18 protein-coding genes are annotated in these 24,164 nt (G+C 62.1%); 9 read left to right on the top strand and 9 right to left on the bottom strand.

Annotation, left to right across the window (positions count from 1 at the left end):
- The first annotated feature begins 99 nt into the window (after positions 1-99).
- On the top strand, positions 100-1,947 hold the full coding sequence (locus BLT86_RS07235; RefSeq protein ID WP_021488934.1) for a SurA N-terminal domain-containing protein: 1,848 nt from the start codon (positions 100-102) through the stop codon (positions 1,945-1,947).
- Positions 1,948-2,001: 54 nt separating this feature from the next.
- On the opposite strand, the gene BLT86_RS07230 is transcribed toward BLT86_RS07235, so the two are convergent.
- The 7 genes from BLT86_RS07230 to BLT86_RS07200 all read right to left on the bottom strand — a co-directional run bounded on the left by BLT86_RS07230 (position 2,002) and on the right by BLT86_RS07200 (position 11,991).
- Positions 2,002-3,549, bottom strand: a complete 1,548-nt coding sequence (locus BLT86_RS07230) for a phospholipase D family protein (RefSeq protein ID WP_021488935.1) — start codon at positions 3,547-3,549, stop codon at positions 2,002-2,004.
- A 221-nt stretch (positions 3,550-3,770) separates the two neighbouring features.
- Complete coding sequence (gene fabI, locus BLT86_RS07225) at positions 3,771-4,565, bottom strand: enoyl-ACP reductase FabI (RefSeq protein ID WP_003461408.1); 795 nt, start codon at positions 4,563-4,565, stop codon at positions 3,771-3,773.
- A gap of 28 nt (positions 4,566-4,593) precedes the next feature.
- The gene (locus BLT86_RS07220) at positions 4,594-6,207 is read right to left on the bottom strand and encodes an ABC transporter ATP-binding protein (RefSeq protein ID WP_092375698.1); all 1,614 of its coding nucleotides are present in this window, start codon (positions 6,205-6,207) and stop codon (positions 4,594-4,596) included.
- Position 6,208: 1 nt separating this feature from the next.
- Positions 6,209-7,228, bottom strand: a complete 1,020-nt coding sequence (locus tag BLT86_RS07215) for an ABC transporter permease (protein ID WP_092375695.1) — start codon at positions 7,226-7,228, stop codon at positions 6,209-6,211.
- 2 nt (positions 7,229-7,230) lie between these two features.
- Positions 7,231-8,316 (bottom strand): microcin C ABC transporter permease YejB, encoded by a 1,086-nt coding sequence (locus BLT86_RS07210; protein WP_092375692.1) that lies wholly within the window; start codon positions 8,314-8,316, stop codon positions 7,231-7,233.
- 1 nt (position 8,317) lies between these two features.
- Positions 8,318-10,165 carry an extracellular solute-binding protein gene (locus BLT86_RS07205; RefSeq protein WP_092375688.1) on the bottom strand — a complete coding sequence of 616 codons (1,848 nt, stop codon included), beginning with the start codon at positions 10,163-10,165 and terminating at the stop codon, positions 8,318-8,320.
- Positions 10,162-11,991, bottom strand: a complete 1,830-nt coding sequence (locus tag BLT86_RS07200; protein WP_092375685.1) for an extracellular solute-binding protein — start codon at positions 11,989-11,991, stop codon at positions 10,162-10,164. Before BLT86_RS07200 ends, BLT86_RS07205 begins: the two co-directional genes overlap by 4 nt.
- Positions 11,992-12,159: 168 nt before the next feature.
- On the opposite strand from BLT86_RS07200, the gene BLT86_RS07195 reads away from it, so the two are divergent.
- Positions 12,160-13,581, top strand: a complete 1,422-nt coding sequence (locus tag BLT86_RS07195; protein WP_092375682.1) for an HDOD domain-containing protein — start codon at positions 12,160-12,162, stop codon at positions 13,579-13,581.
- Here the strand turns inward: BLT86_RS07195 and BLT86_RS07190 are convergent, their stop codons facing one another.
- Positions 13,582-15,156: a LysM peptidoglycan-binding domain-containing protein gene (locus BLT86_RS07190; RefSeq protein ID WP_092375677.1), complete on the bottom strand. Its 1,575-nt coding sequence runs from the start codon at positions 15,154-15,156 to the stop codon at positions 13,582-13,584. It lies immediately after the preceding gene.
- Positions 15,157-15,277: 121 nt separating this feature from the next.
- Positions 15,278-16,051: a hydroxyacylglutathione hydrolase gene (gene gloB / locus BLT86_RS07185; protein WP_075747974.1), complete on the bottom strand. Its 774-nt coding sequence runs from the start codon at positions 16,049-16,051 to the stop codon at positions 15,278-15,280.
- 72 nt (positions 16,052-16,123) lie between these two features.
- Between gloB and BLT86_RS07180 the strand changes: the two genes are divergently transcribed.
- From BLT86_RS07180 to nudC, 7 genes are all read left to right on the top strand, one after another.
- On the top strand, positions 16,124-16,882 hold the full coding sequence (locus tag BLT86_RS07180; RefSeq protein WP_092375674.1) for a class I SAM-dependent methyltransferase: 759 nt from the start codon (positions 16,124-16,126) through the stop codon (positions 16,880-16,882).
- 58 nt (positions 16,883-16,940) lie between these two features.
- Positions 16,941-17,393 carry a ribonuclease HI gene (rnhA, locus tag BLT86_RS07175; protein WP_021488942.1) on the top strand — a complete coding sequence of 151 codons (453 nt, stop codon included), beginning with the start codon at positions 16,941-16,943 and terminating at the stop codon, positions 17,391-17,393.
- Positions 17,394-17,467: 74 nt separating this feature from the next.
- A complete protein-coding gene (gene dnaQ / locus BLT86_RS07170) occupies positions 17,468-18,226 on the top strand; it encodes a DNA polymerase III subunit epsilon (protein WP_021488943.1) in 759 nt (252 codons plus the stop codon).
- Between the two features lie 121 nt (positions 18,227-18,347).
- A complete protein-coding gene (locus BLT86_RS07165) occupies positions 18,348-20,591 on the top strand; it encodes an Orn/Lys/Arg family decarboxylase (RefSeq protein WP_092375671.1) in 2,244 nt (747 codons plus the stop codon).
- Positions 20,592-20,793: 202 nt separating this feature from the next.
- Entirely contained in the window at positions 20,794-21,606 is an 813-nt protein-coding gene (locus BLT86_RS07160; RefSeq protein WP_017676738.1) for a crotonase/enoyl-CoA hydratase family protein, read from the top strand.
- Positions 21,607-21,643: 37 nt separating this feature from the next.
- The gene (locus BLT86_RS07155) at positions 21,644-23,323 is read left to right on the top strand and encodes a hypothetical protein (RefSeq protein ID WP_059392447.1); all 1,680 of its coding nucleotides are present in this window, start codon (positions 21,644-21,646) and stop codon (positions 23,321-23,323) included.
- The gene (nudC, locus tag BLT86_RS07150) at positions 23,323-24,144 is read left to right on the top strand and encodes an NAD(+) diphosphatase (protein ID WP_021488946.1); all 822 of its coding nucleotides are present in this window, start codon (positions 23,323-23,325) and stop codon (positions 24,142-24,144) included. The genes BLT86_RS07155 and nudC overlap by 1 nt, the downstream gene beginning before the upstream one ends.
- Positions 24,145-24,164 lie beyond the last annotated feature (20 nt).

The following is a 24,164-nucleotide window of genomic DNA, read 5'->3' as shown; positions in this document are numbered from 1 at the left end:
GCGTTACGAGAAGGCGCATCCAAGGATGCGCCTTTCTTCTATCTGGACATTACCCACACTGCGCGGCTGGTGACTCTGTACAGTCGTTCTGGGGGAAGCATGCTGCAAAACATCAGGGACAATTCACGCGGTTGGATTGCCAAAATCATCATCGGCCTCATTGTGATGCTGATGGCGTTTACCGGTTTCGAAGCCATCGTCACGGGGACCAGCAATCGCAACAATGCGGCTGACGTGAACGGTGACACCATTACCCTCAACGAGCTCAACCAGGCCGTTGAAATGCAGCGTCGTCAGCTGCTGCAGCAACTGGGTCGCGATTTTGATGCCTCGCTGCTCGACGACAACCTGCTGCGTGAGGCTTCGCTCAAGGGCTTGATCGAGCGCAAGCTGCTGCTTCAGGCAGCCGGTGACGCTCATTTCGCCTTCTCGCAGGGATCGCTGGACCAGGTGATTCTGCAAACTCCCGAATTTCAGGTAGATGGCCGCTTCGATGCCGCGCGCTTCGATCAGGTCATTCGCCAGATGGGCTACACCCGCCTGCAGTTCCGCCAGATGCTGGAAGAGGAAATGCTGATTGGGCAGCTGCGTGCCGGTCTCGGCGCCAGCAGCTTCGTCACCGAGCAGGAGGCGCGTGCCTTCGCCAATCTCGAGCGCCAGACCCGTGACTTCGCGAGTCTCACCATCAAGGCCGATAGCGCTGCGATCGAGTTGAGCGACAGCGACGTCAACGCCTATTACGACGAGCACGCTGGCGAGTTCATGAGCCCTGAGCAGGTCGTGCTGGAGTACGTCGAGCTGCACAAGGACAGCTTCTTCGATCAGGTCGAAGTCAGCGATGAAGATCTGCAGCCGCTGTACGAGAGCGAGATCGCCAACCTGGCTGAGCAGCGTCAGGCTGCGCACATACTTATCGAGGGCGATGACCAGGCTGCGCGTACCAAGATCGAAGAGATCAAGGCGCGTGTGGATGCTGGCGAAGATTTCGCTGCCCTGGCCAAGGAGTTCTCGCAGGACCCAGGTTCGGCTGCCGATGGCGGTGATCTGGGTTACGCTGGCCCTGGCGTTTACGATCCGGCCTTCGAGGAGGCGCTCTATGCGCTGCAGCAGGGCCAGGTTTCCGACCCCGTGCAGAGCGAGTTCGGCTGGCACCTGATCAAGCTGCTGGGTGTTCAGGCTCCAGAAGTGCCAAGCTTCGACAGTCTGAAGGACAAGCTGGCGCGTGACTTCAAAGCGCAACAGGTCGAGCAGCGCTTCGTCGAGGCGACCAAGCAGCTGGAAGACGCCGCGTTCGAAGCATCGGATCTGGCTCAGCCTGCCCAGGAGCTGGGTCTTGAGGTCAAGACCAGCGAAGCCTTCGGTCGTGAGGGTGGTGCAACTGGCATCACTGCCAACCGCCAGGTGCTGCAGGCTGCATTCAGTCCTGAAGTTCTGGAAGATGGCACCAACAGCTCGACCATCGAGCTGGACCCGAGCACCGTGGTCGTCGTGCGCGTCAAGGAACACAAAAAGCCCGAGCAGTTGCCCCTGGAGCAGGTTGCTGAAAGCATTCGTGCCCATCTGCAGCAGGAGCGTGCCAGTGCCGCGGCCAAGGCCGAAGGTGAGAAGCAACTGGCTGCTGCCCAGGCCGGTGAGCAGTCTGCTGCTGATTGGCAGGTTCAGGAGGCGGCCACTCGTAGCCAGGACGGCATCGAGCCCAAAGTGCTGCAGGCGCTGTTCCGTATGCCCAAGCCAGCGAAGGCGGGCGAGCCCACCTTCGCCGGCGTGACGCTGAACAATGGCGATTACGTCGTGCTGCGCCTCGATGGTGTGAATGTGCCGGAAGAGGCGCTGGCTGACGAAGAGCTCGCTATGTACCGCAACTTCCTGGCGTCGCGTGCCGGCCAGCAGGACTTCGCCGCGCTGCGCAAGCAGCTGGAAGCCAAGGCTGATATCGAGCGTTTCTGATCGCTGTCCGTCACGAGAAAGCCCCGCCAAGTGCGGGGCTTTGTTGTTTCTGGGTTACAACAACCATTCGATGGGCAGCCACGAGAGCAGATGAATGCCCAGGCGTTTGAGCAGGCCTGTACCGGGCTCGCTATCGAATCGCCGTTGCCCGCCATCCACGCGCTGCAGCCAGTAGATTCGGTCGTGTTCGTCCAGTCGCAGCTCGTAGGCATTGGCCGGGATATCGCTTTCGAATGCCTGGCCGATGGCTGCCGCCAGTTTCGGGCTTTCGATAAGAAAACCCATTTCCGTATTGAGGCTGGCAGAGCGTGGATCGAAGTTGAATGAGCCGATGAATACTCGCTGGCCATCGAGGGCGAAGGTCTTGGCGTGCAGGCTCGAGCCGGAGCTGCCGAATGGGCCGGCTTTTTCCCGGTGGCCTTCGTCGTCCGCACCCAGGCGCATTTCATAGAGTTTGACGCCGCCTTCGAGCAGGGCACGCCGGCGCTTGGCGTAGCCGGCGTGTACGGGCGTCACGTCCGTTGCCTCCAACGCATTGGTCAGGATGCGCACTTCAACGCCGCGTTGTACCAGGCCGGTAAAGATATCGACGCCGGTTTGCGTGGGGACGAAGTAGGGCGATACAAGGTCGACGCGTGCCTGTGGAATATCGAGCATTTCGCCCAGGTGGCTGATCAGCAGCTCGCCGTCACTGGCATTGCCAAGGCCCTTGGCGGGATCATCGCTGACCAGTGTGGTCTCGCTCCATTCAAAGCCAAGCTTCTTGTCCAGCAGGCGCTGAATGAACTCGCTTTCCTGCAGGGTTTTCACGTAACCGCTGGCTGCAGGCGAGCTGGAAAGGTCTGCCGCGATATCGTGCAGGGGTTGTGGAGCGCTCCGGCTGCGAGACACGATCAGCTCCAGTGGGTAGCTGGAGTCGCTGGCCCAGTAGCGGTCGAAGTCGGCGGAGGTATCGGCCACGACCGGGCCGATTGCCAGTACATCGAGGTCGGCGAAGAGCACCCCCTCACTGGCGTCGAAGTATTCGTCGCCGATATTGCGTCCACCGATGATGGTGGCCTGGTTGTCCACGGTGAAGGACTTGTTGTGCATGCGCCGGTTCGCGCGTGGAAAGTGGGTCAGATAACCCAGCGCCTTGGCCTGGCGCAGGGAGAAGGGATTGAACAGGCGCACTTCGATGTTGGGGTGGCGATCGAGCGTGCTCAGGGTCTGATCGAGGTCGGCGATGCCATTGTCATCCAGCAGCAGGCGAACGCGAACGCCTCGTTCGGCGGCTCTGAGCAGCGCATCGAGCAGCAGGGTGCCGGTAATGTCGTTGCGCCAGATGTAGTACTGCACATCGAGACTGCGCTCGGCCGCTTCGACCAGGAGCATGCGCGCGGCAAAGGCATCGCGGGCAGCCGCCAGCGTAAGAATGCCGGACAGGCCGGGGTGGGCGTCGCGTTCGCTGCCCAGTGCTTGCCCCAGCGTGGTATCGGCCGTTTCGGCCTGGGTGAAGGCCTGGCTCTCGGTACGGCCATCCAGCGGTGGCAAGGCGCAGCCGACCACAAGGCTGCATAGTACGCAGATCAGGCAGGTGCGCCATTTGTTTGTCGGGATCATTGACCCATCTCGGTTCCAGGCTTCCAGCTAGGACAACACCAGCGTTGAAGCGTGCCGAGTAGTGGTGGCGTTTCGGTTCGGGTAGCTGAATGCTGACAAAAGCCAGAAACGACAACGCCGCACTTGCTGAGCAATATGCGGCATTGTGGGTTCAGGCACGGCTTGGCCGTGCATGAGGTGCGGCAGAGCCGGGCATCGCTCTACGATGTCCGGCGACCTTCTCAGTCTTCCATGGCGCCCATGGCGGTGGTGTTGAAGCCGCCGTCGACGTACATGATCTCGCCGCTGATGCCCGAAGCCAGGTCGGAGCAGAGGAAGGCGCCGGCATTGCCGACTTCCTCGATGGTGACGTTACGGCGCAGCGGAGTCTGCTTCTCGTTGGCAGCCAGCATCTTGCGGAAGCTGGCGATGCCGCTGGCGGCCAGGGTGCGGATCGGGCCGGCAGAGATGGCGTTGACGCGGGTACCTTCCGGGCCGAGGCTGCCGGCCAGGTAGCGTACGCCGGCTTCCAGGCTGGCCTTGGCCATGCCCATGACGTTGTAGTTGGGCATGGTGCGTTCGGCGCCCAGGTAGGAGAGGGTGAGCAGGCTGCCGTTGCGGCCTTTCATCATCTCGCGACCGGCCTTGGCCAGGGCGACGAAGCTGTAGGCGCTGATGTCGTGGGCGATCTTGAAGCCTTCACGGGTGGTGACGTCGGTGAAGTCGCCATTGAGCTGGTCGCCCGGAGCGAAGCCGACCGAGTGGACGATGCAGTCCAGGCCATCCCACTTCTTGCTCAGTGCTTCGAACACAGCGGCGATTTCCTCGTCGCTGGCCACATCGCAAGGGAAGCACAGGTCGGCGCTGGAGCCCCAGCCGGCAGCGAAGTCTTCGACGCGGCCTTTGAGCTTCTCGTTCTGGTAGGTGAAGGCCAGCTCGGCACCTTCGCGGTGCATGGCGGCGGCGATACCCGAGGCGATGGACAGTTTGCTGGCAACGCCAACGATGAGTACGCGCTTACCGGTTAGAAAACCCATTGTGCTATTCCTCTTCCTGTTTCAAGGATCAGTGAGCCGTTGCCGGGGCCAGAAAAGCGGCTTCCAGCAACTGCTGCGTATAAGGGTGTTGCGGTGCACTGAAGATCGACTCGGCAGACCCCTGTTCGACCACCTGGCCCTGCTTGACCACCATCAACTGGTGGCTCAGCGCTCTGACTACCGCCAGGTCATGGCTGATAAACAGATAGGTCAGGTTGTACTTGGCCTGCAAGCCGCGCAACAACTCCACCACCTGACGCTGTACCGTACGGTCGAGCGCCGAAGTGGGCTCGTCCAGCAGGATCAGCGCCGGTTTCAACACCAGTGCCCGGGCAATGGCAATCCGCTGCCGTTGCCCGCCAGAAAACTCGTGGGGGTAGCGATGCCGCGTCTGCGGGTCCAGCCCTACCTCCAAAAGCGCGTCGATGATGGCTTGTTCCTGCTCCGCCTCGTTGCCCATGCCGTGAATGCGCAGACCTTCACCGACGATCTGGCTCACCGACATGCGTGGGCTCAGGCTCCCAAAGGGGTCCTGAAACACCACCTGCATCTGCCGGCGCAGCGGACGTACTTCCTGCTGGCTGAGGCCCTGCAACTGCTGGCCCTGGAAGCGAATATCACCGCGACTGGCGAGCAGCCGCAGAATGGCCATGCCCAGCGTGGACTTGCCGGAACCACTTTCACCGACGATGCCCAGGGTCTGGCCCTGGGGCAGGCTGAAGTTGATGCCGTCCACCGCTTTGACATGATCCACCGTCCGGCGCAGCAGGCCCTTTTTGATCGGGAACCACACACGCAGGTCGTCCACTTCAAGCAACGGCTGGCCCACGGGGTTGGCCGCAGGGTCGCCGCTGGGCTCGGCGCCTAGCAGTTCCTGAGTGTAGGGATGCTGCGGAGCCTGGAACAATTCTTCACACGACGCCTGTTCGACGATGCAACCGCGCTGCATGACACATACGCGGTGGGCAATTCTGCGAACCAGGTTGAGGTCGTGGCTGATCAGCAGCAGCGACATGCCCAGGCGCGCCTGCAGATCCTTGAGCAACTCGAGGATCTTCAACTGTACGGTGACATCCAGGGCGGTAGTCGGCTCGTCGGCGATCAGCAGTTGAGGTTCATTGGCCAGGGCCATGGCGATCATCACGCGCTGCCGTTGGCCGCCAGAGAGTTCGTGCGGGTAGGCCTTCAGGCGCTTCTTCGGTTCCGGGATGCCGACCAGTTCCAGCAGTTCCAGGGTGCGCGCGCTGGCGGCCTTGCCGCGCAGGCCCTTGTGCAGGGCAAGCACCTCGTTGATCTGCTTTTCGATGCAGTGCAGCGGGTTGAGCGAGGTCATCGGCTCCTGAAAGACCATGGCGATGCGGTTGCCGCGAATGCCGCGCAGGCGGCCTTCGCTGAGCTTGAGCAGGTCTTCGCCGGCGTACTCGATGCTGCCGTGCGGATGGCGCGCGAGCGGGTAGGGCAGCAGGCGAAGGATCGAGTGCGCGGTGACCGACTTGCCCGAGCCACTTTCACCGACCAGGGCCAGGGTCTCGCCTTTATGAATGTCGAAGCTGACGTTCTCGACCACACGCTGGCACTGCTCGCCCGTGACGAACTCGACGGCCAGGTCGCGTACTTGCAGCAGGGTTTCGTTCTGGCTCATGTCATTTCCTCGGGTCGAAGGCATCGCGGGCGGCTTCACCGATGAATACCAGCAGGCTCAGCATGATCGCCAATACGGCGAAGGCACTGATGCCCAGCCAGGGTGCCTGCAGGTTGCTCTTGCCCTGAGCGACCAGTTCACCCAGCGATGGCGCGCCAGGGGGCAGGCCGAAGCCGAGGAAGTCCAGAGCCGTCAGGGTGCCGATCGCGCCAGTGAGGATGAAGGGCATGAAGGTCATGGTCGAAACCATGGCGTTGGGCAGGATATGGCGGAACATGATGGCGCCATTCTCCATGCCCAGCGCCCGCGCAGCGCGCACGTACTCGAGATTGCGCCCGCGCAGGAACTCAGCGCGCACCACATCGACCAGGCTCATCCAGGAGAACAGCAGCATGATCCCCAGCAGCCACCAGAAATTCGGCTGCACGAAGCTGGCGAGAATGATCAGCAGATAGAGCACCGGCAGGCCTGACCAGATTTCCAGAAAGCGCTGACCGATCAGGTCGACCCAGCCGCCATAGAAGCCCTGCAGCGCGCCGGCGATCACGCCGATCACCGAACTGGCCAGGGTCAGGATCAGGGCGAACAGCACCGAGATGCGAAAGCCGTAGATCACTCGTGCCAGTACGTCACGGCCCTGATCGTCAGTGCCCAGCCAGTTCTGCGCCGAGGGCGGTGCAGGTGCCGGTACTTCCAGGTCGTAGTTGATGCTCGAATAGCTGAACGGGATGGGCGGCCAGATCATCCAGCCGTCCTTTTCCGCGATCAGGTCCTGAATGTAGGGGCTCTTGTAGTTGGCCTGCAGCGGGAATTCGCCGCCGAACACGGTTTCCGGGTAGCGCTTGAGCACCGGAAAATACCACTGCCCGTCGTAGCGCACGGCCAGCGGCTTGTCGTTTGCGATCAGTTCAGCACCGAGGCTCAGGCCAAACAGGATAAGAAACAGCCACAGCGACCACCAGCCACGCTTGTGCGCCTTGAAACGGTCGAAGCGGCGTCGATTGAGAGGGGAAAGTTTCATGCTCAACCCTCCCGGCTTTCGAAGTCGATACGCGGATCGACCAGGGTGTAGGTGATGTCACCGATCAGTTTCACGATCAGCCCCAGCAAGGTGAAGATGAACAGGGTGCCGAACACCACCGGATAGTCGCGGTTGATCGCCGCTTCGAAGCTCATCAGGCCCAGGCCGTCGAGGGAGAAGATCACCTCGATCAGCAGGGAGCCTGTGAAGAAGATGCCGATGAAGGCGGCGGGGAAGCCGGCGATGATCAGCAGCATGGCGTTGCGGAATACGTGGCCGTAGAGCACGCGATTGTTGGTCAGGCCCTTGGCGCGGGCGGTCACCACGTACTGTTTGTTGATCTCGTCGAGAAAGCTGTTCTTGGTCAGCAGGGTCAGGGTGGCGAAGTTACCGATGACCAGCGCCGTAACCGGCAGCACCAGGTGCCAGAGGTAGTCGAGAATCTTGCCGCCGAGGCTCAGTTGCTCGAAGTTGTTCGAGGTCAGACCGCGCAACGGGAACCAGTCCCAGTAGCTGCCGCCGGCAAACAGCACGATCAGCAGGATGGCAAAGAGGAAAGCCGGAATGGCGTACCCGACGATGATCGCCGAACTGGTCCAGACGTCGAAGGCGCTGCCGTGGCGGGTGGCCTTGGCGATCCCCAGTGGGATGGAGACCAGATACATGATCAGGGTGCTCCATAGCCCGAGCGAGATCGACACCGGCATCTTCTCGATGATCAGGTCGATGACCTGGGCGTCGCGGAAGAAGCTGGAGCCGAAATCCAGCTGGGCGTAGTTCTTCAGCATGATCCAGAAACGCTCGGGCGCCGGCTTGTCGAAGCCGTACATCTTTTCGATCTCGGCGATCAGCTGCGGATCGAGGCCCTGGGCGCCGCGATAGTTGGAGCCGGCCACCGACACTTCGGCGCCGCCTCCGCCGATGCGTCCGGTGGCGCCGCCAGCGGCCGCATCGAAACCCTCCAGCTTGGCGATCATCTGTTCGACCGGGCCGCCGGGCGCGGCCTGGATGATGATGAAGTTGATGACCAGAATGCCGAACAGGGTCGGGATAATCAGCAGCAGACGGCGAAAGATATAGGCCAGCATGTTATTGCTCCGCCTGTTCTGCGGCTGGCTGCGGGGCCTCGCTCGGCTGCTCCAGATCCGGGCGCACCCACCAGGTGTGCAGGCCGATGTCGTAGAGCGGCGTCACCTTCGGATGCTCGAAGCGGTTCCAGTAGGCGACGCGCCAGGTCTTGATGTGCCAGTTGGGGATCACGTAATAACCCCACAGCAGCACGCGATCGAGGGCGCGGGTGTGGGCGATCAGATTCTGCCGGGAGTCGGCGTTGATCAATCCCTCGACGATCTGGTCGATGGCCGGGTCCTTGAGGCCGATGAAGTTGCGGCTACCGGGATTGTCGGCGCTGGAGGAGTGCCAGTATTCGCGTTGCTCGTTGCCCGGCGAGTTGGACTGGCCGAAGCCGCTGACGATCATGTCGAAGTCACGTGAGCGCAGGCGGTTGACGTACTGTGAAACGTCGACGCGGCGAATCACCAGATCCATGCCGAGATCGGCCAGGTTGCGCTTGAATGGCAGCAGCACGCGCTCGAACTCGGTTTGCGCGAGGAGGAACTCGAAGCTGACCGGCTGACCATTGGCGTCGAGCATGCGATCACCTTCGATACGCCAGCCGGCTTGCTGCAGCAACTGGTAGGCGCGGCGCTGTTGCTCGCGAATGATGCCGCTGCCGTCGGTGACCGGTACACGGAATTCCTCGCTGAACACTTCGGCCGGAATCTTGCCGCGCAGCGGTTCTAGAATCGCCAGTTCGTCTTCGCCGGGCAGCCCCTGCGAGCCCAGTTCGGAATTGTCGAAATAGCTGCGGGTGCGGGAATAGGCGCCGTTGAACAGGCGTTTGTTGGCCCATTCGAAGTCGTACAGCAGGCCCAGCGCCTCACGTACGCGGCGATCCTGGAACTGCGGACGGCGGGTGTTGAAGATGAAACCCTGCATGCCGGTGGGATTGCGGTTCTGGATTTCTTCCTTGATCAGCTGGCCGTTGGCGACCGCCGGGGTGTTGTAGGCCGTGGCCCAGTTCTTCGCGCTGGTTTCCAGCCAGTAGTCGAACTGGCCGGCCTTCAGCGCCTCCAGGGCCACGGTGTTGTCGCGGTAATAGTCGATCTGGATGCTGTCGAAGTTGTAGAAGCCGCGGCTCACGGGCAGATCCTTGGCCCACCAGTCGTCGACACGCTCGTAGCGGATGCTGCGGCCGGCCTGGACGCGGCCGACCTTGTACGGGCCGCTGCCCAGCGGTACCTCGAGATTGCTCTTGGCAAAGTCGCGTTCGGCCCACCAGTGCTTGGGTAGCACCGGCAACTGGCCGACGATCAGCGGCAGCTCGCGGTTGCCGGCGTGCTTGAACACGAAGCGCACGCTGTGCGGCGATTCCACTTCCACCTGCTCGACGTCGGCGTAGTAGCCGCGGTACATCGGCGCGCCTTTTTCCATCAGCGTATCGAAGGTGAACTTGACGTCCTCGGCGGTGATCGGCGTGCCGTCGTGGAAGCGCGCTTCCTTGCGCAGCAGAAAGCGCACCCAGGCGTTGTCAGGTGCCTTCTCGATCTTTTCCGCCACCAATCCGTAGGCGGTGAAGGGTTCGTCCATGCTTTGCACGGCAAGGGTGTCGTAGATCAGGTTGATCTCGTCGGCGGCCACGCCTTTGCTGATGAAGGGGTTGAGGCTGTCGAAGCCACCGAAACCCGCTTCGCGAAAGGTGCCGCCCTTGGGCGCGTCGGGATTGGTGTATTCGAAGTGCGTGAAGTCGGCGGGGTATTTGGGCGGCTCGTCGTAGAGGGTGACGGCGTGTTTGGGGGCGGCGAAGGCAAGGCCGGCCAGGCCGAGCAGAATGAGGCTGCTACCGTGAAGCAGGAAACTGCGCAGCGGGTGGGTCATCGAGTGTTCTCCGTGGGCTTCAGCCACCAGGTGCGCAGGCCCAGTGTGTAGGGCGGCGTGGTGACGAAGGCGAACCGATTGCGGTACGCCAGGCGGTGATAATTGATGTACCAGTTGGGAATGCTGTAGTGCTGCCAGAGCAGGACTCGGTCCAGGGCCCGCGTGGCGGCTACCTGTTCGTCTCGAGTCTGCGCCGAGAGCAGCTTGTCGATCATCTCGTCGACCACCGGATCGTTGACGCCTGCATAGTTCTTGCCGCCCTTGATGTTCACCTGGCTGGAATGGAAGTACAGCGATTGTTCCAGCCCCGGGCTGAGGGTTTGCGGCAGGGTCAGCAGGATCATGTCGTAGTCGAACTGGTCAAGGCGCTGCTTGTACTGGGCGCGATCGACAGTGCGCAGGTTGGCGCGTATGCCGATACTGGCGAGGTTGGCAGTATAGGGCTGGAGAATGCGTTCGAGGCTGGGGTTGACCAGCATGATCTCGAACTCGAGGCGTTGACCGCGAGCATTACGCAGCTCCTGGCCGGAGGGTTTCCAGCCGGCATCGGCCAATAGACCGAGGGCGCGGCGCAAGGTTTCCCGAGGGATGCCGCGACCGTCAGTTACCGGTTGTGTCGGTGGCTCGGTGAGCAGGCGTGCGGGTAGCTTGTCGCGATGCGGCGAGAGCAACAGCCACTCCGCGCCTTCGGGCTTGCCAGTGGCCGAGAATTCGCTGTTGGGGTAGTAGCTGGCGGCGCGCACGTAGGCGTTGTTGAACAGCGTGCGATTGGTCCACTCGAAATCGAACATCAGCCCCAGCGCCTCACGCACCCGGCGGTCGCTGAACAGATCGCGGCGCGTGTTCATGAACAGCGCCTGGGTCTGGGTCGGAATCTGGTGCGGTATCTCGGCGCGAATCACATCGCCGCGGGTCACGGCCGGAAAGCGATAGCCGTTGCTCCAGTTCTTTGCCTGGTTCTCGATGTAGAAGTCGAATTCGCCGGCCTTGAAGGCTTCGAAGGCGACATGGTTGTCGCGGTAGAACTCCACCTCGACGCGGTCGAAGTTGTATTTGCCGCGATTGACCGGCAGATCCTTGCCCCACCAGTCCTTCACCCGCTCGAACACCAGGCGCCGGCCAGGTACCACCTGAACGATGCGGTAGGGACCGCTGCCCAGCGGCGCCTCGAAGGTGGTGCTCTTGAAGTCGCGATCTTTCCAATAGTGCTGCGGCAGGACCGGCAGTTCACTCAGGCGCAGGATCAGCAGCGGATTGCCGGCACGCTTGAAGACGAAGCGGATGCGGTGCCGGCCCAGAATGTCGACGCGTTTCACTTCCTGCAGGTTGGTGCGGTACTGCGGATGACCGTCGTTACGTAGCAGGCGATAGGAAAAGGCTACGTCGTAGGCGGTGATGGGCTTGCCATCGTGAAAACGCGCTTCCGGACGCAGATTGAACACCACCCAGCTGCGGTCCTCGCTGTACTCGACGCTTCTGGCGATCAGGCCATAGCTGGAGGCAGGCTCATCCCCCGAGGGGTCGTAAGCGCCAGTGCCGACCATCAAGGGTTCGTTCAGCTCATTGGCGCCGTACTGCAGGAAATGCGCGGTCGAGATCGGGCTGCTGCCCTTGAACGTGTAGGGGTTGAGCGTATCGAAAGTGCCGGACGCCATGATGCGCAACGTGCCGCCTTTGGGCGCATCGGGGTTGACCCAGTCAAAATGACTGAAGCTGGCAGGATACTTGAGTGTCCCGAACTGGGCGTAGCCGTGGCTCTCGCTGATAGTCGCAGAGGCGGGAAAGCTCAAGGCCAGGCTGAGGAACAGCAGTAGGAGGGGACGCATCGGGCGTGAGATCCGATCCATGGCGGCGTTTGGGCTTCTGGGTCGGTACAGTAACAGCTTGTATGGACAGGAAAAAGAGTGCAGCGGTGGGCGCTCGCTTGCGACGCTATGGCATACACTTCAGGGACACGCCATGAGGGTACGAATTTGTCGGAACGAAGCCATAGTTTGCAGTCATGGATCGATCGCCTGAACCAAGCCGAACTGCCCGCGCTGGCTGCAGTGGTGCAGGATCTGCAACGCCTTGCGCAGCAGGATTCTGCTTCAGTACAGCAGTTGGCCGATGTGTTGCTGCGTGATGCGGCGCTGACCAGCAAGGTGCTGCGGGTCGGCAACAGCGTCTACTACAACCCGTCCCAGGAAACCATAAAGACCATTTCGCGGGCCATCGTACTGATCGGCTTCGACAATGTACGCCTGATCAGTCTTTCGGTGAGCCTGATAGACGGGCTGCTTACCCGTGCGCCGCGTGAGCAGTTGCAGATGTTACTCGCGCGTTCTTTCCATGCCGCGGTGCAGGCGCGCAACCTGGCTGGCTATGTCATTTCCGGGCACAGCGAAGAAGTGTTCATCGCTGCGCTGCTCCATCATCTGGGCGAGCTGGCGTTCTGGGGCTGTGGTGGGGCGCAGGCTGACGAACTGGCCGATGCCCTTGAGCGCCCCGGTGTCGATGTCGATGAGGCAGTGCGTGAGGTGCTCGGTGCCAGCTTTCGTCAACTTACCCAGGCGTTGCTGAAAAGCTGGAACCTCGGCGAAACCACCATCCTCGCCCAGGCGGGCGCCAGCCAGCATGATCCGGCCGCCTACGCCGTACAGTTGGGCGTGCGCATCAGCGAGGCGGCGCTGGATGGCTGGGATTGTGCAGAAATGGAGGGCGTGCTGGGCAAGGTCGCAGCGTTTATCGAGCTGACTCCGGAGGAAACCCTGCAGCAGGTGCTGGCCAGTGCGGATGAGGCGGTCAAGGTCGCCTCGACCTTCGGTGCCAGCAAGTTGTGCCGGCTGATTCCCAATACCGATCCCGAGCAGATTCGCCAGCAGCAGGAGGAGCGTCGTGCGTGTTTGCTGCAGCCGGATCTGTTGGTGATGCAGCAGGCATTGCAGGATCTCGGCCTGATGGTCAATGCCAGGGCCGATGTCGGGCTGGTGCTCGACACCTTGCTCAAAGGCCTGCATCGGGGCGCTGGCCTGGAGCGGGTGATGCTCACGGTGCTGGCCGATGGGCAAAGCCGCTTCCGCGCCAAACGGGTGATCGGTGAAAAGTCTCAGCAATGGCTGGAGGACTTCGTGCTGCCTGCCGAGCAGGTGGAGCAGCCGCATATCTTCAGTTATGCGCTGCGCCATCGCGAGGCGATCTGGATGGGCGTGCCCGCCAGCTACAACCTGGCCGAGCTGGTGACCCAGCCGATTCGGCGCAGTCTTGGCGCCGGCATGTTCTTCATTGCACCGATCATCGCGGGTACGCGGGAAATCGGCGTGCTGTATGCCGACAGCAGGCTGTCCGGGCGGGCGCTGCGACACGAGCAATTCGTGGCGTTTCAGCGTTTCACGCAACTGGCGAGGCGTTGCCTGGAGGCGATCAGCAAGCGCTGATCACGGCAGATAGAGGGTCAGCTTTTCCCCTGGTTGCAGCTTGCTGCTGCGTGGATTCCAGGCCTGCAGGCGCTTGAGGTCTATATTGAAGCGCTTGGCGATCACATACAGTGAGTCGCCATGCTTTACGCGGTAGTAGGTGGCCTTGTCTCGTGAGGTGGCGGTGCTGCGAGTGGTGCTGGCGACGCGCGCGCCGCTGTCGGCGGCTGCCAGTGTGAGCACCTGGCCGACTTTCAACGCATTGCCCTGCAGCTTGTTCCAGCGCTTCAGGTCGTGCACCGCGACCTGGTTGGCGCGAGCGATCTGCCACAGGTTGTCGCCGTTCTTCACCTGATAGGTCCGCGTGCTCGCGCTCTGCGCGACGCTGCGCTGCTGATACAGCGGTTCGCTCGGTTGCGCGCCGGGCTGGGCGGGAATGGTCAGCACCTGGCCGAGGCTCAGGTTGTTGCTGCTCAGGCGGTTTACGTCCTTGAGCATGTTGACTGACAGGTGATGACGGTTGGCGATGGCGTGCAGACTATCGCCGGAGCGCACGGTGTAGCTCTGCCAGTCGACCATTTCCTGCGGTTTCATCAGGGCCAGGTTGGCGCTGAGCATTTCTGCCTTATCGGTCGGCACCAGCAGATGTTGCGGGCCGTCGAGGGTAATACCGCGCTTGTAGGCGGGGTTGAGCTGCAGCAGCTCCTGTTCATCCAGGTCGGCCAGTTTGGCGACGCGCGACAGATCCATGTGCTGCTTGATTGCGATCTGTTCGAAGTAGGGTTCGTTGGCGATTGGCGAAAGGCTCACGCTGTAGGCTTCCGGCGTCAGGATCACCTGTGACAGCGCCAGTAGCTTGGGCACGTAGTCCTCGGTTTCCTTGGGCAGCGACAGGTTCCAGTAGTCGCTGGGCAGGCCGAGCTTCTCGTTGCGCTCGATGGCGCGGCTGATGCGGCCTTCGCCAGCGTTGTAGGCGGCCAGGGCGAGCAGCCAGTCGCCGTTGAACATTTCATGCAGGCGGCTGAGATAGTTGAGCGCTGCCTCGGTCGATGCAGTGACGTCGCGGCGGCCGTCGTACCAGTTGGTCTGGCGCAGGTTGTAATGGCGGCCGGTCGAAGGAATGAACTGCCAGAGGCCGACCGCATGTGCCGAGGAGTAGGCCAGTGGATCGTAAGCACTTTCGATCACCGGCAGCAGCGCCAGCTCCATCGGCATGTCGCGCTCGGCAAGGCGCTCGACGATGTAGTGGATATAAGGCGCGCTGCGTTCGCTGACGGTATTGACGTGTTTTGGATTGCTGGCGTACCACAGGCGCACACGTTCGATGCGCGGGTTGATGCCGATTTCATCCTGCAGCTTGAAGCCGTCGCGTACGCGTTCCCAGATATCGGCGTATTCGCGCGGCTTGACCTGGTCGTTGAGCCACTCCGGCTCGCGCTCCAGGCCCACGGCTCGAGAGGTATCAGCCGAACGGTCCGGAGTATCGCTGGGCAGGCTCTGACAGCCGGCCAGGATCATGCTGCACATCACCGCGAGCGCTCGTGAGCTTCGCGCCAACGCCTTTATATTCAATGGCTTGCGTGATGATAAAGGCATTGGGTGAGGTGTATGTCCCGGCGAAAAGATCGGGCGATTCTAGGAATCGGGCCGGGGGTGGTCAAGTTTTCACCAGTCTCAATCTGGTCTTTTGCGGGCTTGTCGACCTTTTTCTCAGCGACTAAAACCTGTCTTTCCAGGCACGCAGGCTAGCGAATACGGCGCTTGGCTCGCTCGACTGCCGGTCGTCGCGTCCGTTGGTCGCAGCGACGACCGCAGGCTCGCCAACACGCAGGAAAGGATTGGTGGCCAGTTCCAGTTCGATGTTCGACGGCAGGCTGATGCGGCCCTCATCGCGCCAGCGGGCGACTTCGGCCAGGCGCGCACTGACGTCCGGGTTGTGCGGCTCGACGGCATGGGCGAAGCGCAGGTTGCTCAGGGTGTATTCGTGGGTGCAGTAGACCCGTGTTGCACCGGGGAGCGCTGCCAGGCGGCTCAGCGACTGGTGCATCTGTTGCGGCGTACCTTCGAAGAGGCGGCCACAGCCACCCGCGAACAGGGTGTCGCCACAGAACAGCAGGTTCTGTTCGGCGTGGTAGTAGGCGATATGACCGAGGGTATGCCCAGGTACGGCCATGACCTCGAAGCGCAGGCCGAGCAGCTCGATTGCATCGTTATCCTTGAGGTCGACGTCACGGGCTGGAATCTTTTCCGCCGCCGGGCCGGCGACACGGGCGCCGGTAGCCGTCTTCAGTTGCTCGACACCGCCAACGTGATCGAAGTGATGGTGAGTGATCAGGATATCGCTGAGTGTCCAGTCAGGATGGGCCTCGAGCCAGGCCATGACCGGCGCCGCATCACCGGGGTCGACCACGGCGCAGCGCTTGCTGCGGGCCTCCTGCAGCAGCCAGATATAATTGTCATTGAAGGCGGGTAGCGCGTCGATCTGGATCATTGCGGGTCGCTAAGCTGGTGATAAAGGTGCATCTTAGACAGGACATGCAGAACCTGTCATGCGGAGGCAGCGATGACTGATCAGGCATTCGCCCAGGCCGACCCTGAGTGGCTCAAACTCATCGGTGAGGCGCGCGACTGGCTTGCCGGGCCGCTCGGCCAGCTGTTGCTGGAGGAAGAGCGGCGCTTGCTGGAAGAAGAGCTGGCGCGCTTTTTCGGTGGTTATCTGGTGAGCTACGGCCCTGGCGCCGAAGGCCCACCCAAGGCGGGGCAGATCCAGCACAACGTGCGCCTTGGTGCGCCGATGCCTGGCGTGCAGATCGTCTGTGAGGAGCAATCCTGGCCCTTGGGTGAGCACGCCGCCGATGTGGTGCTGCTGCAGCATGGCCTGGATTTCAGCCTGTCGCCTCACGGTCTGCTGCGTGAGGCGGCTCGCAGCGTCAGGCCTGGCGGGCATCTGTTGATTCTGGGTATTCACCCCTGGAGCGCCTGGGGCGTGCGGCGCCTGTTTGCCCAGGACGGTTTGGCCAAGGCGCGTTGTATCGCCCCGAGCCGTGTCGGCGACTGGCTGAGTTTGCTGGGCTTTGCGTTGGAGAAACGCCGGTTCGGGTGCTATCGTCCGCCGCTCGCTTCGCTGGCCTGGCAAATGCGCCTGCGGCGGATGGAAAGCTGGGGCGATGCCTGGCAGTTGCCGGGCGCCGGTTTCTACCTGTTGGTGGCGCGCAAGCTGGTGGTTGGCTTGCGCCCGTTGCGGCAGTCGCGTCGCGAGCCGATGGGCAAGTTGCTGCCAATGCCGGTGGCCAAGGTCAGTCGGCGCGATCTCGACAACTGATTGCGGCAATTGGCTGCCGGTCAGGCTCCGGCCAAACAATTCTGTACAGAGTCTATGAATGTCTGAAACCCATGATGTGGTGATTTACACCGACGGCGCCTGCAAGGGCAATCCTGGCCCCGGAGGTTGGGGCGCGTTGCTGGTGTACAAAGGTGTGGAGAAGGAGCTTTGGGGCGGAGACCCCAATACCACCAATAACCGCATGGAGCTGATGGCGGCGATTGCCGGCCTGATCGCGCTGACCCGGCCGTGCTCGGTCAAGCTGGTGACCGACTCGCAGTACGTGATGAAAGGTATCCAGGAATGGCTGCCGAACTGGAAGAAACGCGGCTGGAAGACCGCTTCGAAAGAGCCGGTGAAAAACGCCGACCTCTGGCAGAAGCTGGATGAGGAAGTGAATCGCCATCAGGTGAGCTGGCAGTGGGTGCGTGGGCATACTGGTCACCCCGGCAACGAGCGTGCCGACCAGTTGGCCAATCGCGGCGTCGATGATGTGCGTGCGGCGCGCTGAGCGGTGATACAGCACCTGAGTTAAGATGCTGCGCTGAATGTGCGGCAACCCGAATTAGATGAGAGAGGCAAGGCGTGACAACCGAGAACACCGTCAAACGCTACGTAGTGCTGGATACCGAAACCACGGGTATGCCGGTCACTGACGGGCACCGCATCATCGAGATCGGTTGTGTCGAATTGCTGGGCCGCCGCCTGACCGGGCGTCATTTCCACGTTTACCTCAACCCCGATCGTGAAATCGACGAAGGCGCCATCGCGGTTCACGGCATCACCAACGAGTACGTCGCCGACAAGCCGCGTTTCAAGGAGGTTGCCGATGAATTCTACGAGTTCATCAAAGGCGCCCAACTGATCATCCACAATGCGGCGTTCGACGTTGGTTTCATCAACAACGAATTCGCCCTGCTGGGGCAGAGCGAGCGTGCCGACGTCAGCGATTACTGCTCGGTACTCGATACCCTGATGATGGCTCGCGAGCGCCATCCGGGGCAGCGCAACAGCCTGGATGCGTTGTGCAAACGTTACGGGGTCGACAACTCCAACCGCGAACTGCACGGCGCCTTGCTCGACTCGGAGATTCTCGCCGACGTCTACCTGGCAATGACTGGTGGGCAGACCAATCTGTCTCTGGCCGGTGAGGACGCCGATGGCGATGGCAGCGGGCGCCAGCAGGCCACGCCGATCCGCCGTCTGGACGCCTCTCGTCCGCGCACTCGCGTCATTCGTGCCAGCGAAGAGGAGCTTGCAGCGCATCTGGCGCGCCTGGCCGTGATCGAGAAATCCGCCGGTGGCCCGTCGCTATGGGCGCAACTGGAAAAAGCGCCGGAATAACCGAACAGCGCAATTGCGACCTTTTCTTATAGCGTGATGCACAGGGGGTTCCGCCGATCAGGGGGAGCCTCTAACCTGAGGCGATGGGCAGGCCAAGCCTGCCAGCCTTCAGGACGTCACAATGTATAAAGATCTCAAATTCCCCGTCCTAATCGTGCACCGCGACATCAAGGCCGACACCGTGGCCGGTGATCGCGTGCGCGCCATCGCTCAGGAGCTTACCCAGGACGGTTTCAGCATTCTGCCCACGGCGAGCGCCGCCGAGGGGCGTATCGTCGCGTCCACTCACCACGGTCTGGCCTGCATCCTGGTGGCGGCCGAGGGGGCGGGGGAGAACAGCCGCCTGTTGCAGGACATGGTCGAGCTGATCCGCGTGGCGCGAGTGCGGGCGCCGCAATTGCCGATCTTCGCCCTGGGCGAGCAGGTCACTATCGAGAACGCGCCGGCCGAGGCCATGGCCGATCTCAACCACCTGCGTGGCATCCTCTATCTCTACGAAGACACTGTGTCCTTTCTCGCCAGGCAGGTGGCGCGCGCGGCGCACAACTATCTTGACGGGCTGCTACCGCCGTTCTTCAAGGCGCTGGTGCAGCACACCGCGCAATCCAACTATTCCTGGCACACGCCGGGTCATGGCGGCGGCGTGGCCTATCGCAAGAGCCCGGTGGGCCAGGCCTTCCACCAGTTCTTTGGCGAAAACACCCTGCGTTCCGACCTGTCCGTGTCGGTGCCGGAGCTGGGCTCGCTGCTCGATCACACCGGACCATTGGCCGAGGCCGAGGCGCGCGCGGCGCGCAACTTCGGCGCCGACCACACCTTCTTCGTGATCAATGGCACCTCGACGGCGAACAAGATCGTCTGGCATTCGATGGTCGGTCGCGATGACCTGGTGCTGGTGGATCGCAACTGCCACAAGTCGATCCTGCACTCGATCATCATGACCGGCGCGATTCCGCTTTACCTCTGCCCGGAACGTAACGAGCTGGGGATCATCGGGCCGATTCCGCTCTCTGAGTTCAGCAAGGAATCGATCCAGGCCAAGATCGACGCCAGCCCGCTGGCGCGTGGTCGTGCGCCCAAGGTCAAGCTGGCGGTGGTGACCAACTCCACCTATGACGGGCTCTGTTACAACGCCGAGATGGTCAAGCAGGCGCTGGGGGATTCGGTCGAAGTACTGCACTTCGACGAGGCCTGGTACGCCTACGCCGCCTTTCACGAGTTCTATGCTGGCCGCTATGGCATGGGCACCCAGTACGACGAGCGCTCGCCGCTGGTGTTCACCACCCATTCAACGCACAAGCTGCTGGCGGCCTTCAGCCAGGCCTCGATGATTCACGTGCAGGACGGCGGGCAGCGGCAGCTGGATCGCGACCGTTTCAACGAAGCCTTCATGATGCACATCTCCACGTCGCCGCAATACGGCATCATTGCCTCGCTGGATGTAGCCTCGGCGATGATGGAAGGACCTGCCGGCCGTTCGCTGATCCAGGAAACCTTCGACGAGGCGCTGAGCTTCCGCCGTGCCCTGGCCAATGTGCGGCGCAACCTGAGCGCCGAGGACTGGTGGTTCAGTATCTGGCAGCCGGGTGAGGCCGATGGCGCCGACAGCCTGAAGACCTCCGACTGGGTGTTGCAACCGGACGCCGACTGGCATGGCTTCGGCGAAGTGGCCGATGACTATGTGCTGCTCGATCCGATCAAGGTCACGTTGGTGATGCCCGGCCTCAATGCAGCCGGCAAGCTGGAGCAGCAGGGGATTCCTGCAGCGGTGGTCAGCAAGTTTCTCTGGGAGCGCGGCCTGGTGGTGGAGAAAACCGGCCTGTACTCCTTCCTGGTGCTGTTCTCCATGGGCATCACCAAGGGCAAGTGGAGCACGCTGCTGACCGAGCTGCTGGAGTTCAAGCGCAGCTACGACGCCAATCTGCCGCTGATCGACGTGCTGCCTTCCATCGCCCACGCTGGCGCGGGCTGCTACCAGGGCATGGGCCTGCGTGACTTGTGCGATGCGCTGCATGGCTGCTACCGCGAAAACGCCACGGCCAAGGCGCTGAAAAGCATGTACACGGCGCTGCCCGAGCTGGCGATCAAACCTGCCGATGCCTACGACCGCCTGGTGCGCGGCGAGGTCGAGGCGGTGCCCATCGATCAGTTGCAGGGACGTATCGCCGCTGTGATGCTGGTGCCTTACCCGCCTGGCATTCCGCTGATCATGCCAGGCGAGCGCTTCACTGCCGCCACGCGTTCGATTCTCGACTACCTGGCCTTCGCGCGGACCTTCGATCAGGCCTTCCCGGGTTTCGATATCGACGTGCACGGCTTGCAAACCGAAGCGGGTGAGTACTGCGTGGATTGCCTGGTGGAGTAAACCTGTTGTGGGTCTGTCGGGGAGTAAGATCCTCGGCAGATCAATCTCTTATCTCTGACATTCAAAGCGGTTGTTAACGTCCGGGGCGTGCCCTGCGTCACAGTGGCAAGCATCGACTTTTATGGCGTGCTTGTTATAGTTGCTCGGTTATTAATCACAAAATTGTTACTGTGCTGCCGAGCCGCGGCTGAGGATGCCTGCCATGTCCGACTACAAAGCCTTCCGCGTCGAGCTGGCGGACAAGATCGCCCATGTGCAGATCAACCGTCCGGACAAGATCAACGCCATGAATGCCGACTTCTGGCGCGAGATCATCGAGATCTTTCAGTGGGTCGATGACAACGATGCGGTGCGTGTCGTGGTGCTCTCCGGTGCCGGCAAACACTTTTCTTCGGGCATCGACCTGATGCTGCTGGCCTCGGTCGGGGCCCAGCTGGGCAAGGATGTTGGTCGTAATGCCTCGGCGCTGCGGCGCAAGATTCTCGAGCTGCAAGCCTCTTTCAACGCCGTCGACAACTGCCGCAAGCCGGTGCTGGCTGCCATTCAGGGTTACTGCATTGGCGGCGCCATCGATCTGATCAGCGCCTGCGACATGCGCTATTGCAGCGTCGATGCGCAGTTCTCCATCAAGGAAATCGACATGGGCATGGCCGCTGACGTCGGCACCCTGCAGCGCCTGCCGCGCATCATCGGCGACGGCATGATGCGTGAGCTGGCCTTCACCGGGCGCACCATCGACGGTAACGAGGCTGCGCGCATCGGCCTGGTCAATCGCACCTACGAAGATCAGGAAGCGCTGCTGGCCGGGGTGATGGAAATTGCCGCACAAATCGCTGCCAAGTCGCCGATTGCCGTGCGTGGAACCAAGGAAATGATTCGCTACATGCGCGATCACCGGGTCGATGATGGCCTTGAATATATCGCTACCTGGAATGCCGCCATGCTGCAGTCGGAAGACCTGCGCCTGGCCATGGCGGCGCACATGACCAAGCAGAAGCCGGAGTTCGCCGACTGATGCCGTATTCGCTGATGTTCGCTGCGAGGCCTAGAGCATGGTAAGTGGAGCCACATCCCTGAATCTGGTGCGCGACGAGCTGTTCGTCACCATGGAAGAGGCCGAGCAGAGCCTGGAGCATTTCATCGCCGAGCGGCATAACGGCAGCCTGTTGCAGCAGGCGGTGGAAAGCCTTCATCAGGTGCGCGGCACGCTCAACCTGATCGAGCTGGCCGGTGCCGAGTTGCTGGCCCAGGAAGTGCTGGATCAGGCGACCGATATTCCAGCCGGAGCAGGTGAGGAGCGCGACGCGCAGCTCTCGGCACTGAGCAATGCCCTGCATGTGCTGCGCCGTTATCTGGAAAACGTCGACGCTCATCGCCAGGAAATGCCTGAACTGCTGCTGCCGGCGATCAACGATTTGCGTCAGGCTGGCGCGCAGCAGCCGCTGCCGGAAAGTTTCTTCTTCAGCGTGCGCCTCGATCATGCGCGGCCACATACAGCTACCCAGCCACTCGATGGCGCGGCCAAACTGAGCGAAGGCAAGCGCCTGCGTCACATGTATCAGGTAGGGCTGCTGGGCTTCATTCGTGAGCAGAATCCGCAGGCCAGCCTCAAACTGATGGTGCGTGCGATGGCGCGCCTGGACAGCCTGTTCGCCAATGAGCCGCGTGGGCGCATGTGCTGGATTGGCGCTGCCGCCATCGAAGCGCAGTGCGATGGTCAACTGCTGCCACGCAAATCGCGCAAGCAGCTGTTCTCGCGGGTCGATCGCGAACTCAAGCTGATGCTCGGCAACCCGCAGTACGAAGCACCGCGCAGTTTGCTGAAAGAGCTGCTGTATCTGGTCGCGCTGGCTGACAGCCACGGCCCGCACGCCAGCGCCATGCGCGGAGTGTTCGGCCTCACGCCGTTGCCGTTCACCGACCACCTGCTGGAAGAGGAATACCGGCGCCTGGCAGGGCCGGGCCAGGCGGTGATGCGTTCGTTGTCCACGGCGATTCGCGAAGAGCTGGCCAGCGTCAAGGACATGCTCGACCTGCTCGAGCGCGGCACCTTGCAAGGCGAAACCTTGGGCACCCTGCATGCATTGCTGGGCAAGTTGGCCAAGACCTTAGGCATGGTCGGTCTGAACTCTGCCGGCAACTCGCTCGGCGCGCAGTTGCCGCTGGTCGCTGCCTGGAGCGAAGACACGCCGCCACAGGCTGAGCAGTTGCACAAGCTGGCCGATGCCGTGCTCTATGTCGAAGGCATGGTGGCCAGCCTGGAACGTGGCGAAGGTCGCGATATCAGGCCGGCTGCCGTCGAGCCGGGCAATGAGGCCGACTCTTTCGCCACTCATCAGCTCAACGAAGCCCGTATCGTCGTGGTCGACGAGGCCCAGGCCGGTCTGGCTCTGGCCAAGCGCGCGATCACCGCGTATCTGGAGTCGGCTGGCGACAAGATGCACCTGTCCAACGTACCGTTCAGCCTGCAGGCCGTGCGTGGCGGCTTGTGGTTTCTCGAGCAGCGCCGTGCCGCGATACTGGTCGGTGCCTGTGCCGACTATATCCAGGCGCGCATGCTCGAGTCGGCGCAAATGCCGTCGGAGCAGATGCTGGAAACCCTGGCTGATGCTTTGAGCAGCCTCGAGTACTACCTGGAAGCGGGCGCGGTGATGCGTCCTGAAACCCGTCCCAGCGTGCTCGACCTGGCTGAAGAAAGCGTCAAGGCACTGGGCATGCCGGTGGCAGCCTGATGGTCTGGCGCAATACCTTTCTCGATCCTGCCCAGCCTGGCGGCTGGGCGCTGCTCTATAACCAGCAGCACTTTCTCGCCGACAGCAATGGCGTGCTGTTCCCGCGTGATTGGATCAAGCGCCAGGACCTGCCTATTCTCGGCGAGCAGGGTATCGGTCATTTCGGTGACGATGCCGTTTACCTGCTGCAACTCAAGCCCTCGGCGACGCTGGAGGGCTGCAGCTGGCAGAGCCTGCGTCAGTTCATGCTGCAGGGCGACGCGGAAACCTTTCGCATGCTGGCCTACGCCGCGCAGATCGGCACCTGGTACGCCGAGCATCGTTATTGCGGTAGTTGCGGTGCGCCGACGCGCCAGCTTCCTGGCGAGCGGGCGATGCGGTGCGACAGCTGCGAATCGCAGCACTATCCGCGCATTTCGCCGAGCATGATCGTACTGGTCACACGGGGCGACGAGATACTCCTGGCACGTTCACCGCGGTTCGTCACCGGCGTATACAGCACCCTGGCCGGGTTCGTCGAGCCGGGCGAGTCAGTGGAGCATTGCGTGGCGCGCGAGGTGCGTGAGGAAGTCGGCGTCGAGGTGAAAAACCTGCAGTACATCGGTAGCCAGGGCTGGCCGTTTCCGCATTCGCTGATGCTTGGCTTCCACGCCGAGTACGCCAGTGGCGAGATCATCATGCAAGAAGACGAGATCGAGGATGCGCGCTGGTTTCGTGTCGATGACTTGCCGCCGTTGCCAGCGTCGCGTTCCATCGCCCGCCATCTGATCGATCTTTACGTTGCGCGTCGTCTTGGCTTGCCTGAGCCCAGTCTGCCGTAGGGCGGGTGTAACCCGCCAAA

Origin of the sequence: Pseudomonas sihuiensis, from assembly GCF_900106015.1 — a bacterium.
Classification (GTDB): domain Bacteria; phylum Pseudomonadota; class Gammaproteobacteria; order Pseudomonadales; family Pseudomonadaceae; genus Aquipseudomonas; species Aquipseudomonas sihuiensis.
Note: the sequence above shows the minus strand (reverse complement) of the source record. Positions and strands in the feature narration are given on the sequence as shown.

Excerpts from the sequence above, each read along its gene's own strand:
- BLT86_RS07190 (WP_092375677.1), bottom strand. The coding sequence starts at position 15,156 with ATGCCTTTATCATCACGCAAGCCATTGAATATAAAGGCGTTGGCGCGA.
- BLT86_RS07215 (WP_092375695.1), bottom strand. The coding sequence starts at position 7,228 with ATGAAACTTTCCCCTCTCAATCGACGCCGCTTCGACCGTTTCAAGGCG.
- BLT86_RS07165 (WP_092375671.1), top strand. The coding sequence starts at position 18,348 with ATGTATAAAGATCTCAAATTCCCCGTCCTAATCGTGCACCGCGACATC.
- BLT86_RS07155 (WP_059392447.1), top strand. The coding sequence starts at position 21,644 with ATGGTAAGTGGAGCCACATCCCTGAATCTGGTGCGCGACGAGCTGTTC.
- BLT86_RS07220 (WP_092375698.1), bottom strand. The coding sequence starts at position 6,207 with ATGAGCCAGAACGAAACCCTGCTGCAAGTACGCGACCTGGCCGTCGAG.
- BLT86_RS07210 (WP_092375692.1), bottom strand. The coding sequence starts at position 8,316 with ATGCTGGCCTATATCTTTCGCCGTCTGCTGCTGATTATCCCGACCCTG.
- gloB (WP_075747974.1), bottom strand. The coding sequence starts at position 16,051 with ATGATCCAGATCGACGCGCTACCCGCCTTCAATGACAATTATATCTGG.
- rnhA (WP_021488942.1), top strand. The coding sequence starts at position 16,941 with ATGTCTGAAACCCATGATGTGGTGATTTACACCGACGGCGCCTGCAAG.
- nudC (WP_021488946.1), top strand. The coding sequence starts at position 23,323 with ATGGTCTGGCGCAATACCTTTCTCGATCCTGCCCAGCCTGGCGGCTGG.
- BLT86_RS07205 (WP_092375688.1), bottom strand. The coding sequence starts at position 10,165 with ATGACCCACCCGCTGCGCAGTTTCCTGCTTCACGGTAGCAGCCTCATT.
- BLT86_RS07180 (WP_092375674.1), top strand. The coding sequence starts at position 16,124 with ATGACTGATCAGGCATTCGCCCAGGCCGACCCTGAGTGGCTCAAACTC.
- BLT86_RS07200 (WP_092375685.1), bottom strand. The coding sequence starts at position 11,991 with ATGCGTCCCCTCCTACTGCTGTTCCTCAGCCTGGCCTTGAGCTTTCCC.
- BLT86_RS07160 (WP_017676738.1), top strand. The coding sequence starts at position 20,794 with ATGTCCGACTACAAAGCCTTCCGCGTCGAGCTGGCGGACAAGATCGCC.
- BLT86_RS07235 (WP_021488934.1), top strand. The coding sequence starts at position 100 with ATGCTGCAAAACATCAGGGACAATTCACGCGGTTGGATTGCCAAAATC.
- fabI (WP_003461408.1), bottom strand. The coding sequence starts at position 4,565 with ATGGGTTTTCTAACCGGTAAGCGCGTACTCATCGTTGGCGTTGCCAGC.
- BLT86_RS07230 (WP_021488935.1), bottom strand. The coding sequence starts at position 3,549 with ATGATCCCGACAAACAAATGGCGCACCTGCCTGATCTGCGTACTATGC.